The sequence below is a fragment of the Candidatus Pelagibacter sp. PS_10_02 genome (genome assembly GCF_059418005.1).
Genome location: NZ_CM182076.1, coordinates 150,040 through 164,865 on the forward strand (window position 1 = coordinate 150,040; position 14,826 = coordinate 164,865).

General features: G+C 23.5%; 14 protein-coding genes. 13 read left to right on the plus strand and 1 reads right to left on the minus strand.

Annotated features, from left to right (window positions below):
- Positions 1-36: 36 nt before the first annotated feature.
- The 13 genes from AC5SL1_RS00810 to AC5SL1_RS00870 all read left to right on the plus strand — a co-directional run bounded on the left by AC5SL1_RS00810 (position 37) and on the right by AC5SL1_RS00870 (position 13,737).
- Positions 37-879, plus strand: coding sequence for an FkbM family methyltransferase (locus AC5SL1_RS00810; protein ID WP_494599877.1), 843 nt, complete (start codon positions 37-39; stop codon positions 877-879).
- A 30-nt stretch (positions 880-909) separates the two neighbouring features.
- Positions 910-2,016: a TIGR00180 family glycosyltransferase gene (locus AC5SL1_RS00815; protein WP_494599879.1), complete on the plus strand. Its 1,107-nt coding sequence runs from the start codon at positions 910-912 to the stop codon at positions 2,014-2,016.
- A gap of 26 nt (positions 2,017-2,042) precedes the next feature.
- A complete protein-coding gene (locus AC5SL1_RS00820; protein ID WP_494599881.1) occupies positions 2,043-3,854 on the plus strand; it encodes an ABC transporter ATP-binding protein in 1,812 nt (603 codons plus the stop codon).
- Positions 3,855-3,953: 99 nt separating this feature from the next.
- Positions 3,954-5,291, plus strand: a complete 1,338-nt coding sequence (locus tag AC5SL1_RS00825; RefSeq protein WP_494599883.1) for a surface carbohydrate biosynthesis protein — start codon at positions 3,954-3,956, stop codon at positions 5,289-5,291.
- Positions 5,291-6,010 (plus strand): class I SAM-dependent methyltransferase, encoded by a 720-nt coding sequence (locus AC5SL1_RS00830; protein WP_494599885.1) that lies wholly within the window; start codon positions 5,291-5,293, stop codon positions 6,008-6,010. The genes AC5SL1_RS00825 and AC5SL1_RS00830 overlap by 1 nt, the downstream gene beginning before the upstream one ends.
- Before the next feature lie 108 nt (positions 6,011-6,118).
- The gene (gene pseB / locus AC5SL1_RS00835; RefSeq protein WP_494599887.1) at positions 6,119-7,108 is read left to right on the plus strand and encodes a UDP-N-acetylglucosamine 4,6-dehydratase (inverting); all 990 of its coding nucleotides are present in this window, start codon (positions 6,119-6,121) and stop codon (positions 7,106-7,108) included.
- The gene (locus tag AC5SL1_RS00840; protein ID WP_494599889.1) at positions 7,108-8,022 is read left to right on the plus strand and encodes a GNAT family N-acetyltransferase; all 915 of its coding nucleotides are present in this window, start codon (positions 7,108-7,110) and stop codon (positions 8,020-8,022) included. The genes pseB and AC5SL1_RS00840 overlap by 1 nt, the downstream gene beginning before the upstream one ends.
- A gap of 19 nt (positions 8,023-8,041) precedes the next feature.
- On the plus strand, positions 8,042-8,692 hold the full coding sequence (locus AC5SL1_RS00845; protein ID WP_494599891.1) for a class I SAM-dependent methyltransferase: 651 nt from the start codon (positions 8,042-8,044) through the stop codon (positions 8,690-8,692).
- Between the two features lie 113 nt (positions 8,693-8,805).
- Positions 8,806-9,534 (plus strand): hypothetical protein, encoded by a 729-nt coding sequence (locus AC5SL1_RS00850; protein ID WP_494599893.1) that lies wholly within the window; start codon positions 8,806-8,808, stop codon positions 9,532-9,534.
- Positions 9,531-10,616 carry a glycosyltransferase gene (locus tag AC5SL1_RS00855; protein WP_494599895.1) on the plus strand — a complete coding sequence of 362 codons (1,086 nt, stop codon included), beginning with the start codon at positions 9,531-9,533 and terminating at the stop codon, positions 10,614-10,616. The genes AC5SL1_RS00850 and AC5SL1_RS00855 overlap by 4 nt, the downstream gene beginning before the upstream one ends.
- An 8-nt stretch (positions 10,617-10,624) precedes the next feature.
- Positions 10,625-11,629, plus strand: coding sequence for a hypothetical protein (locus AC5SL1_RS00860; protein ID WP_494599897.1), 1,005 nt, complete (start codon positions 10,625-10,627; stop codon positions 11,627-11,629).
- Positions 11,630-12,775 (plus strand): glycosyltransferase, encoded by a 1,146-nt coding sequence (locus AC5SL1_RS00865; RefSeq protein ID WP_494599899.1) that lies wholly within the window; start codon positions 11,630-11,632, stop codon positions 12,773-12,775. It abuts the gene before it with no gap.
- The gene (locus tag AC5SL1_RS00870; protein WP_494599901.1) at positions 12,772-13,737 is read left to right on the plus strand and encodes an NAD-dependent epimerase/dehydratase family protein; all 966 of its coding nucleotides are present in this window, start codon (positions 12,772-12,774) and stop codon (positions 13,735-13,737) included. The genes AC5SL1_RS00865 and AC5SL1_RS00870 overlap by 4 nt, the downstream gene beginning before the upstream one ends.
- Here the strand turns inward: AC5SL1_RS00870 and AC5SL1_RS00875 are convergent.
- Entirely contained in the window at positions 13,734-14,822 is a 1,089-nt protein-coding gene (locus AC5SL1_RS00875; protein WP_494599903.1) for a glycosyltransferase, read from the minus strand. The genes AC5SL1_RS00870 and AC5SL1_RS00875 overlap by 4 nt on opposite strands.
- Between the last annotated feature and the right edge of the window lie 4 nt (positions 14,823-14,826).

Genomic DNA, 14,826 nt, shown 5'->3' on the forward strand with positions numbered 1-14,826 from the left:
GCTAAACAATCATGAAATCAAAAAATATATCCATAAATGAATAGATTAATAATAAATTTTCTTAAAAAGAATAGAAAATCTAATATAAATTTTAATAAAAATTTATTTAAACAACTTAAACTTAAAAAATTGAATATTTCTTTTTCACAAAACTTCGAGGATTTAATTTTGAAGAGATTGTTTCCTTCTGATAATTCTTTTTATGTTGACGTAGGCGCAAATTCTCCGATTATAAATTCCAATACGATGTTATTTTATCTAGAAGGATCTCGAGGAATAAATATTGATGCACAAGAAAAAGTTGTAAAAGATTTAAAAACTTTTAGAGCTAAAGATAAGAATATACTAGCATTAATCGACTCCTCAAAAAAAACAGTTGAATTTAACTATCATAAAATATCAAGCAGATCATCATCAAATGAAAAGTTTATTGATTTGTCAAAAAGAGGCTTAAATAATTCAGATCATCAAACAAACCTTGTTAATAAAATTACAACTACTTTAACAGAAATTTTAAAAAAAAATAAATGCCCTAAGCAATTTAACTTTTTAAATGTTGATGTAGAGGGAAGTGAATTTAATGCTTTGAAAGGATTGGATTTAAATATTTACAAACCTAAAATAATTATCGTAGAAACATCGCCTCCTTATGATTTAGATAGAAAATATAAAAAAAATTTTAGAGATGATAAATTTAAAATTAAAAGTTATTTAAATAAACATGATTACACAATTTTATATGAAGATCTTGTAAATACATGGTTTTGTAAAAAAAGAAATTCTAAATCATTCAAAAAAAAAATTAGTTTTCCTATATCTAAGCTCTACGATAACTTTATAACATTTCAACATTTTCAAAGTCTTGTAAATAAAAAGTAAAATGATAGTGTCCAAAAGTCTAAATATTAAATGTCAAGCAATACATCTATAATTATTATTACTCATAATAGAAGCAATATACTTAAAAAGTTTTGTGAAATTTTAAGTGCTCAAAAATTCAAAGGTAACTTAATTATATGCGAGTCAAGTCAAAAAAACTATTTTCTGAAAAATTTTAAAACAATAAAAAAAAGAAATTATCAATTTAATATTCAACATTATTCAATTCCTAAAAAAAAAGATGATTCGATAAGCAACAGTATGAATGATAGTTTTGCAAAAGGATTAAAGAATATTAGAACAAAATATTTTATGATGTCTTGTGATGATGATATTCCAAGCATAAGAGCAATAAATAAATTTGAAAATTATTTAGATAATTCAAAAAATTTTGATGCATGTATTGGTAATCTAGTATGGCATAGTGAACTTCCTAAGAATTTCTTTATTAAATTTTTGAAAAAAATTCCTTATTTTAGAATTGAAAATTTTTTTATGAAAAAATTTGGAATTAATAAAGCGTATTCTCTAACTGATAAATTACCCTACGATCGCTTAAATACATATTTCTCAAAATATAAAATGTTTCATACTTTGTTTACGTTTCAAAAAAAAAGTGTTGCGAAATATTTGATCAATAATAATCATAGAAAAATTACATTCAATCACCTTTCAGCAGATTGGCATTGGATATTAGCACATATTATATCGTCAAGAATAACGTATGTTCCAATAACAGCCATTCATAGATTTTTTCATGAAAAAAATCTTTCGATTAAAAATAATAGTTATAATCGAAAACCAACTCATCAGCATATCTTCCAAGGTATTATAAGTAAAGATTGGAGTAAAAACTTATCAAATTTTTATAATTCTTTAAAAAAAATTAGATGTCAACATTCTGGAAAAAAATTAAGCAATGAACACAGGGAAGATATTTTAAAAAAGTACACAATATATGCATTAAAATTTCGAGAAGAGCTCAATATAAAAGACACTTCTTTTAAAATTAGATTGGGTAAATTCAAAAAATTAAAACAGACAATTTTATGGAACTATAAATACTTATTTAAAATCAATAAAAAAGATTATGATGAATATGCTTTATTCCAAAAATTTTTTTTTGATAGGTTTTAAATGCATTCTGATAATAAATTTTTATAATGATTTCAAAAGTAACGTATCTTCTTTCAAATAGAGAAAAGAAAAAATCTTATTTTTTAATAGGCATAACAATGATTATGGCTTTATTGGAAATGTCAGGTGTAGCTTCTATTATGCCATTTATGTTTTTACTAACTAATCCTGATATTGTTGAAAGTAATTTAACCTTAAAAGAATTATACGAATTCTCAAAAATTTTAGGAGTTGAAACCCCAAAGGATTTTCTTTTTCTATCAGGAATTTTTGTCTTTTTTTTACTATTAACTTCAATTTCTTTTAAATTTTTAACATTTTATTTGCAACTCAACTTTTTAGCAAAGTGTGAACAATCTATTGCTAGACGTATGATAGAAGGTTACTTGAGACAGCCTTATAGTTGGTTTTTAAATCGCCATAGCGCTACCCTTGGTAAGAATATTCTTACGGAGGTTAATAGAGTTGTAAATGGCGGATTAAACCCATTAATTAACTTATTTTCTCAGGTTATGGTTGTAATTTTGATAACAACATTATTAATCATTGTAGATTTAAAAATATCAATAATTGTAGGATGTGTTTTAGTTGGATTTTATTCACTTATATACAAACTTACAAATAAACTTACAAAATATATTGGTGATGAGCTTCTTGAGGCCAACAAATGGCGCTATAGTGCAATTTATGAGGCTTTTAATGCTGTAAAAGAAATAAAAATATTTGGACTAGAAAAATCATATGTAAAACAATTTTCTGACCCTTCCATGACTATGGTTAAATTGTCTGCTTTGGGAGGAATAATAAGTCAACTCCCACGTTATTTTCTTGAAGCCTTCATTTTTGGAGGAATGATTATTTTAATACTGTATTTTATGTCAATGAATAAAAATTTTATAGAAATTTTACCTATAATTTCACTATTTGCATTTGCAGGGTATCGACTTATGCCAGCATTACAAAAAATTTATATATCTATAAATCAATTAATTATATCTAAACCTGCACTTGATCTTTTATATAATGATATAAAAAGTTTGCAGACAGCTGTTCAAAATCAAAAAAAAAATGTGTTGGAATTTAAGAAAAATATAACCTTAAAACATTTAAATTATAATTATCCAAATACAAAAAGGAAAGCTTTGAAAGATATAAATCTAGTTATTCCAGCTCGTAGCTTTACTGCGTTAGTGGGTCCTACGGGTAGTGGTAAGACTACAATGATTGATATTATTCTTGGTTTAATATCACCTCAAGAAGGAACTTTAGAGGTAGATGGTCAAGTAATTGATAAATATAATAGTAGGGCTTGGCAAAGTATAATTGGCTATGTTCCACAGAATATATACTTATCTGACGACACCATAACTGCCAATATAGCTTTTGGGGTTGATGTCAAAGATATTAATCATGAATCTGTATATCGTGCCGCTAAAATTGCAGATTTACATGAGTTTATAACAACAGAACTTCCCTTAGAATATAAAACTACTATTGGAGAACGTGGTGTGAGATTGTCGGGAGGGCAGCGTCAAAGAATAGGGATTGCAAGAGCTATTTATCATGACCCGAAAGTCTTGATATTTGATGAAGCGACTAACGCTCTTGATAATTATACTGAAAAAGCTGTCATGGAATCTATATATAATTTAACTAACGAAATTACTATTATCTTAATAGCGCACCGATTAAATACAGTTAAGGGATGCGATACAATATTTTATTTGCAAGAAGGCAAACTTATAGAGCAAGGTACATACGAGGAATTAGTCCAAAAAAAAATAATATCTGGCGAGACATCTATTAATTTTAAAAAAAATAAAAAAAAACTAATATAATTAAAAAAAATAAATTTGTTTTAAAGTTACTATAAGAAGTAAATCAAATACTTAAAAAAAATAAATTTTGATGAAGAATATTATTAAATATAAAGCAAAATGACAGTAGTTATACCTATAGAGGTTAAAGTAAGAGAATTTCAAAATAGGATTTATCTTGCGAAAAATATTTTAACAAAAACTAATCATGACGTGATCTTAGGGTCTCAAAAAGATATTCAATGGAAGCTAAGTTTCTTCAATTGTATTTACTTAGATAAAGGCTCTGGAACGCTTCTTGTAAACTTTTTGAATACAATAAAAAAAAATAAAAATAAAATATACCAATTGGAAGAAGAAGGGCCAATATATTCAATGTCAAATTTTCAGAAGAAACTGAGATATCCTAAAAAAATTTTTTCATTAATTGACCATTTTTTTCTTTGGGGAAAAAAAGACTATGATTTTATTTCAAAAAATAAAAATAAAAATACTTTAACTATTTCTGGGCACCCTAAATTTGATCTTTTAAAAAAAAAAAATATAAAAATATTTGATAAAGACATAAAAAAAATAAAAAAAAAATATGGAGATTTTATATTTTTTTCATCATCATTCTCTGAGGATCATTTAATGGATATTAAAACTTATAATAGATATGCACAATCTTTTCTTCCAGGTAATAAGAAAGGTTTTTCTAAACTTTTAAAAAAAAGTGAAAACTTTAATAAAAATTATTTTTTTGCAATAGAAATGCTAAAAAAATTAGCAAAAAAAGAAAAAAATATCAAAATTATATTTAGACCACATCCAGGTCAAGACTTAGAAAAAGTTAAAAATAGATTCGCAGGATACGAAAATATAATAGTTACAAAAAAGGAGTGTATAACACCATGGATCATTGCCTCAGATTTGTATATTCATGCTGGATGTACTACTGCTTTTGAAGCTCAAAAACTAAAAAAAAAGATTATATTATTTAAAAAACAAAAAAGTCATGAACTTAAAATGAACATTGGCGAACAAGTGAAAGATTTTGAAAAATTCATTAATTTAATCAATAATTACAAAAAACTAAAATTAAATAAAAGTGCAACCACTCTTAAAGAGAGTATTCACAATATTAATAACAAAGCTTACTTTGTAGATTATTTAATAAAAAGAATTAAAAAGGAGCACTTAATTCAAAGCAATATTATAAAAAAAGATATTAAACAAAAATTATTAGGCAAGCTCTTTTTTAAACTTTTTTCTAAGTTAAAAGAATTTAAAATAATGATATTTATATTACATTTTTTTATTCATCCAAAATATTTACTTAGTAAAAAGTACAAAGAAACAAAATTAAATTTTATTAAAAAAAATGAAATTATTTATTATCTAAATCAAATTTATAATAAAAATAATTATAGAATAAAATCTTTAGACAAAAACATTTTTTTACTAAGCAAAAATTGATGATAAGAATATTTAACTTTTTTAAAAGACATCATAAATTTATTAAGTCTATAAATAAAAATCTACTAGGTAATCAAATAATTTTAATCTATTTTTATTTGAAAACAGAATTATTAAAGATAACAAATAAATTTTTTTTAAATAGCAATTATAATAATGAAGAAAGTATAAATATAACGAAGAATTGGTATACAAATAATGCAATTTACTGGTTGTTACTTGAGAAAAAATTTAACTTATCACAAAAAAAAATGAATGTTTTAGAGATAGGTTCTTTTGAGGGAGCCAGCACATGTTTTTTTCTAAATAAGTTTAAAAATTCTAATATTTTTTGTGTTGATACCTGGTCTGAAGATTTTATAGAGGGTACGAGTGATAAAAACTGTAATTTTTATGAGGTCGAAAAAAGATTTGATCAAAATGTAGCAAAATATTACGATAGAGTAAAAAAATTTAAAATGATGTCAAATTCGTTTTTTCTAAAAGTTGAGTATAAAGATAATTTTGATTTAATTTATGTTGATGGTGCTCATGATTATGATTCTGTGATTAAAGATGCCTTAAATGCTTTTATTTTTCTTAAAAAAGATGGACTATTAATCTTCGATGATTTTCTAAGAAACCAAACTCATGAGGCTATAATGAAATTCTTTGAAGATTATAAAGAGTCATTAAAAATTATCTTTGTCTACGGGCAAATCATTTTTAAAAAAATATAAGATAGTTAAATTTAGTATAATTAAAAGTATTATTTAAATAATAAAATTATATATTGATTTTAAATTATATAAGTTTAAATGTTTGTTCTGTAATTTAAATTATTATCAATGAAAAATTTTCTAAATAAATCTATTCTAATCACTGGGGGCACAGGATCATTTGGAAAATCAATGGTTAAATTTTTACTTAAGAAAAATGAATTCAAAAAAATAATTGTTTTTAGTAGAGATGAACTGAAACAAAGTGAAATGAAAAAAGAGTTAAAAAATTATAGCAAATTAAGATTCTTTATAGGCGATGTAAGAGATTATAAAAGGCTATTAATTGCCACTCAATCTGTTGATTTTATTATACATGCTGCAGCTTTAAAGCAAGTGGATACAGCAGAATATAACCCAACAGAATATATTGAAACTAATGTTGGTGGTGCCAAAAATTTAATTGAAATATGCTCTCAAAATAAAATTGAAAAAATTATAGCTTTATCAACTGACAAAGCTTGTTCGCCCATTAACCTTTATGGAGCAACAAAACTTTGTAGTGATAAACTTTTTATATCTGCAAATAATTATATTACAAATTGTAAGTTTTCTGTTGTCAGATATGGTAATGTGGAAAATTCAAGAGGGTCAGTTATCCCACTTTTTAGCTCTATTAAAAAAGATAATTTTTATCCAGTTACATCAAACGAAATGACAAGATTTAGTTTATCTTTAAACAGGTCAATTGAGTTAGTATATTGGACACTTAAAAATTCTATTGGGGCCGAAATAGTAGTCCCTAAAATTCCATCTTATAAAATAATTGATTTAGTAAAATCATTTAATTCAAAGGCAAAAATAAAGTTAATAGGATTAAGACCTGGAGAAAAACTTCATGAGGAAATGATTTCTGTACACGATAGTTTAAATACTATTGAAGCAAATGATAAGTATTTAATATTACCTTCAAGTTTAAGTACAAAACAAAAAAAAAAGTACTTAAAGAAATTTTCTGCTAAACCGGTTCAAAAGAATTTTAAATATTCATCTAATACTAATAAATTTTTTTTATCTATAAATGAATTAAAGAAAATTATTAGGCTTCACCGATTTTAATGAATTTAGAAAAAAATGTCGATATAAAGATTTGGAATAAATTATTAGCAAACTCCCCACAAAACAATATATTTTCAAATTATGAATATCTTGAGTTGATTGATAAAAAATTTTCAAATTATGTTTTAGTAGATAAAAGTAATCCAATTATTGGTGCTATTATTTATGAACAAGACTTAATAAACATACCTACTTTTTATAGTCCACTTTTATTAGATGCAAAAATACAATCACCACACGATTTAGTTAGTAAGTGCTCTAAATTTTTAGAAGAATTAGATAAATATGAAAAAAAAGTTCAAATAAGAAGTCATTACAATTTTAAGGATATAAGAAGTTTTTTATGGTTTAATTATCATGAAGAAAACATAGCAAAAAAATTTAAGGCATCACCATATTACACAGCAATTTTAGATATAGAAAAAAAAACATATAATGAAATATTCGATAATATTAACCAATCAAGAAGACAAGAAATACGAAAGGCTGAAAAAGTAAACTGTATTTCAAGCTTATCTTCAGATATAGAAGCTTTTGATTATTTGAACAATCAAACTTACTTGCAATCGCGAAAAAGAAATGATTTAGAAACTTTTATAATAAAAAATGTTATCGAAAAATCGATCAATAATAATTTTGGCACACTAATGTTAACAAAAGATAAAAATAATGAGCCAGTTGCTGGAAGTTTTTTTTTACATGATAAATCAACATCATACTATTATGCTGGAGGCTATAAAAAAAACAAAGAAAATCAAGGAGCTGCAACACTTAATATAATCGAGCACATTAAATATTGTATAAACCAAAATCAAAAAAAAATTGATTTTGTTGGTGCAAACTCTCCTAATAGAGGTTATTTCAAAACAAGTTTTGGTGCTGATATAAAAATATATTTTGAACTGTTTAAATGAAAGATTTTTTCTAAATTTTATGAAAGATAATAGACATAAAAGAAAATTCAAAGATTTTGTTATAGCTATATCTATGAATTTAGATAGCCCTAAAATATTGGAATTTGGTGTAAGTGAAAGAGGGATGTCGACAGAACTTTTTATTGAATTGTGTGAAAAAAAAAATGGGAAACTAATCTCCGTAGATATAAATAATAATGCTAAAAAATTCAAATCAAAAAATTGGCATTTTATTAATTCAAGAGATGATAATTTTAATGAAATTGAAAAAATTATTAAAGGTGAAATATTTGATATTATTTATTTAGACACAATTCACAAAGCCAATCATGTCGAAAAAATTTTATTTTACTATTATGAAAAATTAAAAGAGGGTGGCTATTTTTTTATAGATGATACCTCATGGTTGCCTTATACAAAAAAAAGAGAAAAAAACAATTTTTCTATAGAAGTTAACAATTCAGAAACTTTTGATAAACTTCTTCAGATTCATAATGTGAACCATGAAAGTTTCGACTTAGATTTTTCATTTGTTGGGACAGGAGTTGCAAGAATAACAAAATTAAGCACCAAAAAATTGGTAATGTCAAAAAAAATACCAACAAGGAAATATAGCCCACTTAACTTTATGAGAAAAATCTATTTAAACTTATTTAAAAGAAATGCTTAAAATATCAAAACTAATTAACTTCTTTAAAAACATTGAAAAATTTAATGAACTAAAATTAATGAAATATTTTAAATAAAGTAAAATAAAAATTTAAATATTTAAAAGAAATTAAAATGAAAAAATATTTTAATAATACATTTAATTGGTATAAAAAAAAAAATGTTGATTTTTTTAATATAGAATTAAATTTTTCTGATCAATTTTTTTTATATAAACAAATAATGACTGGAAAATCGTATATGAGAGCAACTCATAATCTTTTCTTAAAAAAAAGGTTACGAATAAATAATTTAACTGGAGATCTTGGGTCTGGAGGTAAAAATGACTATAATAAATTTATTTTCAAGAACTTAAATTTGGTTAAAAGCTTTGATTTTTATAAGTCTAACAATAGTACAATAAAAATAAATTTAGAAAAAAATTTTAATTTAAAAAAATATAAACTAAAAAATATTATAATTTTTAATGTGTTTGAGCATATCTTTGAAAAAGAAATATTGTTAAAATCCATATCCAAAAGTTTAAATAAAGGTGGAAAATTAGAAATATTTGTTCCATTTATGTATAAATATCATGATGACCCTAATGATTATTATAGATTTACACACACATATTTAAAAAAGTTTTTGGAAAAAAATGGATTTAAATCCAAAATTACTCTTATTGGAGCAGGACAGTTTAATGTAATTTTAGAAATACTTTTTAAATACTTCAAATTAAATATATTAAAGATAATTTTATCGCCTATATTCATTTTTCTTAATAAAGTATTTTATTATACATCTAAAGATTTCAAAAACTACTACTGTGGAATTCATTGCAGTTCTATTAAGATTAAATGATTAAAATTAATTATATTTCAGAAATTAATTTACCCAGCAAATCTGGGTATGCACATCACGTTTTAAAAATTTGTGACGCTTTTTCAAAAAAATATAAAACAAAACTTTTTGTAAACTCCAATAAAATTAATCAAAAAATTTTGAGGAAAAATTACCTTTTGAAGACAAATTTTGAAATAAGTTATTATAAAAAAAATAGACAACATAATTTTTTTTCAAGAATATTTTATGCTTTCTTCATTTTAAAAAATATCGACAAGGAATCAATTATCATATCGAGAAGTGTTTTGTCGAGTTTGTTGCTTTCCGCAATGAAAATAAAAAATATTGTTGAATTGCACCACCCTCCAACTGGCCTAACTAAAGTTATTTTCAATTTAGCAAATTTTTTTGGCATGTGTAAAAATTTAAAATATATTTTTCTTCATAAAAATATTAAAAAGGAAATGAATATTACTAGAGGAATTATTCTTGATGATTGTGTTGATATCAGTGATTTTAAACTGGGAAATTTGAAGATAAAATATGAATATAGTTATGTTGGAAGTTTGTTTAAAGGAAAAGGTTTGGAGATTATTATTAAATTAGCTTTATTTTTTAAAAAAAATTTTTTCCATATATTTGGAGACTTAAATTCAATTGACTCAAAGCATTTTGATATAAAAGAAATAAAAAAAATTCCAAATATACGACTTCACAATTTCAAAAAATATAATGCAATACCTAAAATTTTAAAGTCATCCAAATTCTTATTAATGCCTTATTTAAAAAATGTGTCAGTCAACTCAAAGAATTTAGAAGTTTCAAATTATATGTCTCCACTAAAAATGTTTGATTATTTAGCATCTGGAAAAATTATATTTGCTTCAAATTTACATGTGTATAAACATATTTTAAAACACAAGTATAATTGCCTTTTAATTAAAAGCAATAATTTGCAAGATTGGTTTTTTTCTATACAAAAATTTTCAAAAAAAAATTCTTTTACTTCTTCATTGAGTAAAAATGCACTAAAGACATCATCTAAATATACATGGGATAAAAGAGTTGAAAAAATAATTAATTATTATGATAGTGATTAAAATTTTTTATGAAAATAGTTTTTTTAGTTTTTAGAAATAATTATCGTTTTTCTGCTTTAGGAAACTTTGCCAAATCACGTAAGTATGGTGATGTATTGATTATATCACTTGGTGGCAAATTTAAATCCATAATTGGTAGCTGCTTATATTATCTAGGAATTGGTAAATTTATATCAATTGATGGAAGCCCATTTTTAAAAAACCGAAATAATTCAATTAATTTTTGGTTAACAGGCACTAGTCTAAAGATATTAAATAAATACAATAATTATAAGAATAATTTTGTTAATATGAATAACTCAATTATTGGAAAAGAAAAAAAAATTTTTCAAATCTATCCAATAATCAAAAAAAATTATAAAATAAATAGTTTACCAAAAATTATATTTATGGGTAAAGTTCATTTTTATCCAAGAGACAAAAATTTTGTTAATATTAATTTTTTGAAAGAAAATAAAAATAGATTAATTCAAGATTTCAGTCTAGTTGATAAAAGTAAATTTTGGTCAAAAATATATTCTAATAAAAATAGTTTAATAAACTTCGAAAATTATAAAATAATAAAAACATATCAACGTAAGCAAATTATTTCAAAGATACACAAAAATTTCAAAAATTTTCTATATCTTTTTGGAGAGAATTCAAAAAAAAGTAAATTTCATTTTCATAAACCTATTTATGATAATGCAAAAGTACAAAGTATTTACAATGGAAATATATGTATTGATACGGGTTCAGTTTTTGGAAGCATGTCTCTACATCCAAGATCTATTCAGATTATTGAAAATGGTGGATTAATTATACAAACAAAACAACAGGACGCAGATATAATTTGGGGTGAAATGAATAATAAAATTATTTTTAACAATATTGATAAATTAATAGAATCATTAGATGCGTACCTTTCAAACCCGAACAAATGTGATGAGATTTTAGAAATGACATTATTGCATTTTAAAAATAGTGAAAAAAAAATTAACAAAAATTTAAATAAACTTCTATTTAAAAAATAAATGAAAAAAGAAATTAGTATATTTTATTGGTCTCCATATCTTGGAAAAGTTGCAACTATAAAAAGTGTTATTAACTCAGCTATATCCCTTCAAAATCATAAAAAAAATAACAAAATTATTTCAATAATAGATTGTTATGGTGAGTGGAATTATTTTAAAAAAAAATTTAAGAAAAATAAAATAAAAATTATAAAATTACAAAATTTAATTAAATTCAAAACGAATGCTTATGGGTTTTTTAAATCAAGATTCATATATATAGCAACATTTTTTTTTACATATTTTAAACTTAAAAAATTACTTGCTTTAAAAAATCCAAATTATTTAGTTGTACACCTATTAACTTTTGTCCCTTTTATATTGTTTCTTTTTAATAATATTCAAACTAAATTAATATTAAGAATTTCAGGCAAACCAAAACTTTATTTTTTAAGATTAATTTTATGGAAAATGTTAGATAAAAAAATCAACAAGGTTTTTTGCCCAACAATAGAAACTAGAAAAATTATAGATAGTAAAAAAATTTTTCACAGTTCAAAAGTTTTTTTTTTACCAGACCCTGTAATTAATGATCAAGAAATGGCAGAACTTAAAAAATATAAAATTAAAAATGTTTATAGTAAATATACATATTTTTTAACAATTGGCAGATTTACCAAACAAAAAAATCACGATTTAATAATAGATACAGTCAATAAATATAAACTTAAAGACAAATTTTTATTTATTGGAGAAGGTGAGTTAAAAGAAGTTATTCAAAATAAAATTAATAGATTAAAACTTAATTCTCAAATTAAAATTCTAAGCTATCAAAAAAATATTTTTCAATTTATCAAAGAATCAAAAGCAGTATTGATCTCATCATTATGGGAGGACCCAGGATTTGTAATGATTGAAGCTGCCCATCTAAAAAAATCTATCATTTCATCAGATTGTCCTAGTGGACCCAAGGAATTCCTTGATGGGGAGAGGGGTGGCTATTTATTTAAATCTAATAGTTCTGAGTCTTTATTTAACAGCATAGAAAAATTTAAAAAAACTAGTAAAAATAAATTGAATACCCAGATCATTTATGCAAAGTCTAGATCAAAAAGATATAAATCAAACTATCATAAGAATTTATTTAGCAAATATTTAGATCAATGAAAAAAAATATACTTATCACAGGTGTGGCAGGATTTATTGGATTTTCATTGTGTAAAGAATTACTTAAAGATAAAAATAAGAGAATTATAGGCATAGATAATTTAAATTCTTATTATTCAATAAAACTTAAAAAAAGTAGACTCAATGTGTTAAGAAAAAAAAATGATTTTAGCTTTTTTAAAGTTGATTTAATTAATCAAAAAAAACTAAAATCCCTTTTTGAGAGATATAAATTTGAAAAAGTATATAATCTTGCCGCACAAGCAGGTGTGCGATATTCATATATTAATCCACAAAGTTATTGTAATTCTAATATTATTGGATTTAATAATCTTTTACACCTTATTAAAGAATATAATGTTCCTGAGTTTTTTTTTGCATCTTCATCATCCGTCTATGGAGATTCTAAACCATACCCTAAGAATGAGAAATCAAAACTATACCCGTCAAATATTTATTCTTTGTCAAAACTAACAAATGAAAAAATTGCAGAGACATTTAGTAGATCCATGAAGACTAAAATCATCGGACTTCGGTTTTTTTCAATATATGGCGAATGGGGCAGACCAGATATGATGATATTAAAATATTTGCTAGCATCTAAATTTAATAAGCCATTTGAACTTTTTAATTATGGTAATCATTATAGAGATTTTACATACATAAATGATGCTGTAAATTTAGTTCTAAATATAAATTCAAAACTATTAAAATCAAACTTCGAAATTTTCAATATTTGCTCATCAAGACCTATCAAAATTACTAAAGTTTTAGATATAATAAATAGTTTTAATATTAAGACTAAGATAATTCAAAAACCTTTGCACAGTGCCGATGTTTTAAAAACCTATGGAAGTAATAATAAAATCTTAAAACACGTTAAGTATTATAAGTTCACACGATACAAGGATGCTGTAAAAAACACTGTTAAATGGTTCCTATCTAATTCAAAATTTTTTTAATAGATATATTTTTTAATGACAGAATAGTACTTCAAGAGATTTTTATTATAATCAAATCTATCCAACTTTTTAAATGAAATATTAATCATATTTGTACATAGTTTCTTATTATTTAGATAAAAAATAATTTTTTTCGCTAGCTCTTTATAACTTTCAACCTTAAACAGTAGTCCACCTTTACCATTAAGCAATATTTCGTTTGGGCCAGTTGGACATTTACTTGAAATTACAAATTTTTTAAGAGCAATACTTTCTAACAATACGTTTGGAAGGCCTTCATATTGTGAAGATAAAAGAAAAATATCTGCTTGCTTTATATATGGAAAAGGGTTCGTTGTATAAAAAATTTTCACAAATTTAGATAAGTTGTTCTTTGCAATATAGTTATTAATTTTGTTACTGTTATTCCCTCTTCCAATTAAGATGAGTTTAAACTTACATAATTTTTTTATTAAATTAATGGCTTTTAACAATGTTAGATGGTCTTTTTGGTCAACCAATCTACCCACACTTATTATTTTTAAAACTTTTTTTGGATATAGGTTTTTAACTCTTTTTTCAGATAGCTTTATTATTTCAGTCTTATTGAGTGGATTATAAATATGAATAGGATTTACAGAGAATTTTCTTTTCATCTCATTCTTAAATTCAATGCTATTTACAATTATTGTATCAGCTAAATTTAAACCAACTTTATAAATATAGTTTTTTATAAAATTTTTTGACCATCCACTTGGTGAGGAGTTAGATCTAGAGATAACTTTTATTCTAAATAGTTTGCATACTAATATTGCATATAAATTAGCTTGAAATGTGAATACAAAAATATTACGATTTTTAAGTAAAATTTTAATTAGCAAAAAAACGCAAATAATATATTTTCTAAATCTACCTTTGTTCCTCCAGAAGTTCGATTTAGGATAAACTACTTCAATATTATTAATTTTTTTTGAAAGATTATTTTCAGCTGTAATTAAAAGTACTTTATTTAACTTATTTGCCAGATAGTTTGAGATAATAAAAAAATTTTTTTCTACCCCCCCACCTTCCACAGAAGGCATAAATATAATCAATCTTTTTTTCATTTTT

Excerpts from the sequence above, each read along its gene's own strand:
- AC5SL1_RS00810 (WP_494599877.1), top strand. The coding sequence starts at position 37 with ATGAATAGATTAATAATAAATTTTCTTAAAAAGAATAGAAAATCTAAT.
- AC5SL1_RS00815 (WP_494599879.1), top strand. The coding sequence starts at position 910 with ATGTCAAGCAATACATCTATAATTATTATTACTCATAATAGAAGCAAT.
- AC5SL1_RS00820 (WP_494599881.1), top strand. The coding sequence starts at position 2,043 with ATGATTTCAAAAGTAACGTATCTTCTTTCAAATAGAGAAAAGAAAAAA.
- AC5SL1_RS00825 (WP_494599883.1), top strand. The coding sequence starts at position 3,954 with ATGACAGTAGTTATACCTATAGAGGTTAAAGTAAGAGAATTTCAAAAT.
- AC5SL1_RS00830 (WP_494599885.1), top strand. The coding sequence starts at position 5,291 with ATGATAAGAATATTTAACTTTTTTAAAAGACATCATAAATTTATTAAG.
- pseB (WP_494599887.1), top strand. The coding sequence starts at position 6,119 with ATGAAAAATTTTCTAAATAAATCTATTCTAATCACTGGGGGCACAGGA.
- AC5SL1_RS00840 (WP_494599889.1), top strand. The coding sequence starts at position 7,108 with ATGAATTTAGAAAAAAATGTCGATATAAAGATTTGGAATAAATTATTA.
- AC5SL1_RS00845 (WP_494599891.1), top strand. The coding sequence starts at position 8,042 with ATGAAAGATAATAGACATAAAAGAAAATTCAAAGATTTTGTTATAGCT.
- AC5SL1_RS00850 (WP_494599893.1), top strand. The coding sequence starts at position 8,806 with ATGAAAAAATATTTTAATAATACATTTAATTGGTATAAAAAAAAAAAT.
- AC5SL1_RS00855 (WP_494599895.1), top strand. The coding sequence starts at position 9,531 with ATGATTAAAATTAATTATATTTCAGAAATTAATTTACCCAGCAAATCT.
- AC5SL1_RS00860 (WP_494599897.1), top strand. The coding sequence starts at position 10,625 with ATGAAAATAGTTTTTTTAGTTTTTAGAAATAATTATCGTTTTTCTGCT.
- AC5SL1_RS00865 (WP_494599899.1), top strand. The coding sequence starts at position 11,630 with ATGAAAAAAGAAATTAGTATATTTTATTGGTCTCCATATCTTGGAAAA.
- AC5SL1_RS00870 (WP_494599901.1), top strand. The coding sequence starts at position 12,772 with ATGAAAAAAAATATACTTATCACAGGTGTGGCAGGATTTATTGGATTT.
- AC5SL1_RS00875 (WP_494599903.1), bottom strand. The coding sequence starts at position 14,822 with ATGAAAAAAAGATTGATTATATTTATGCCTTCTGTGGAAGGTGGGGGG.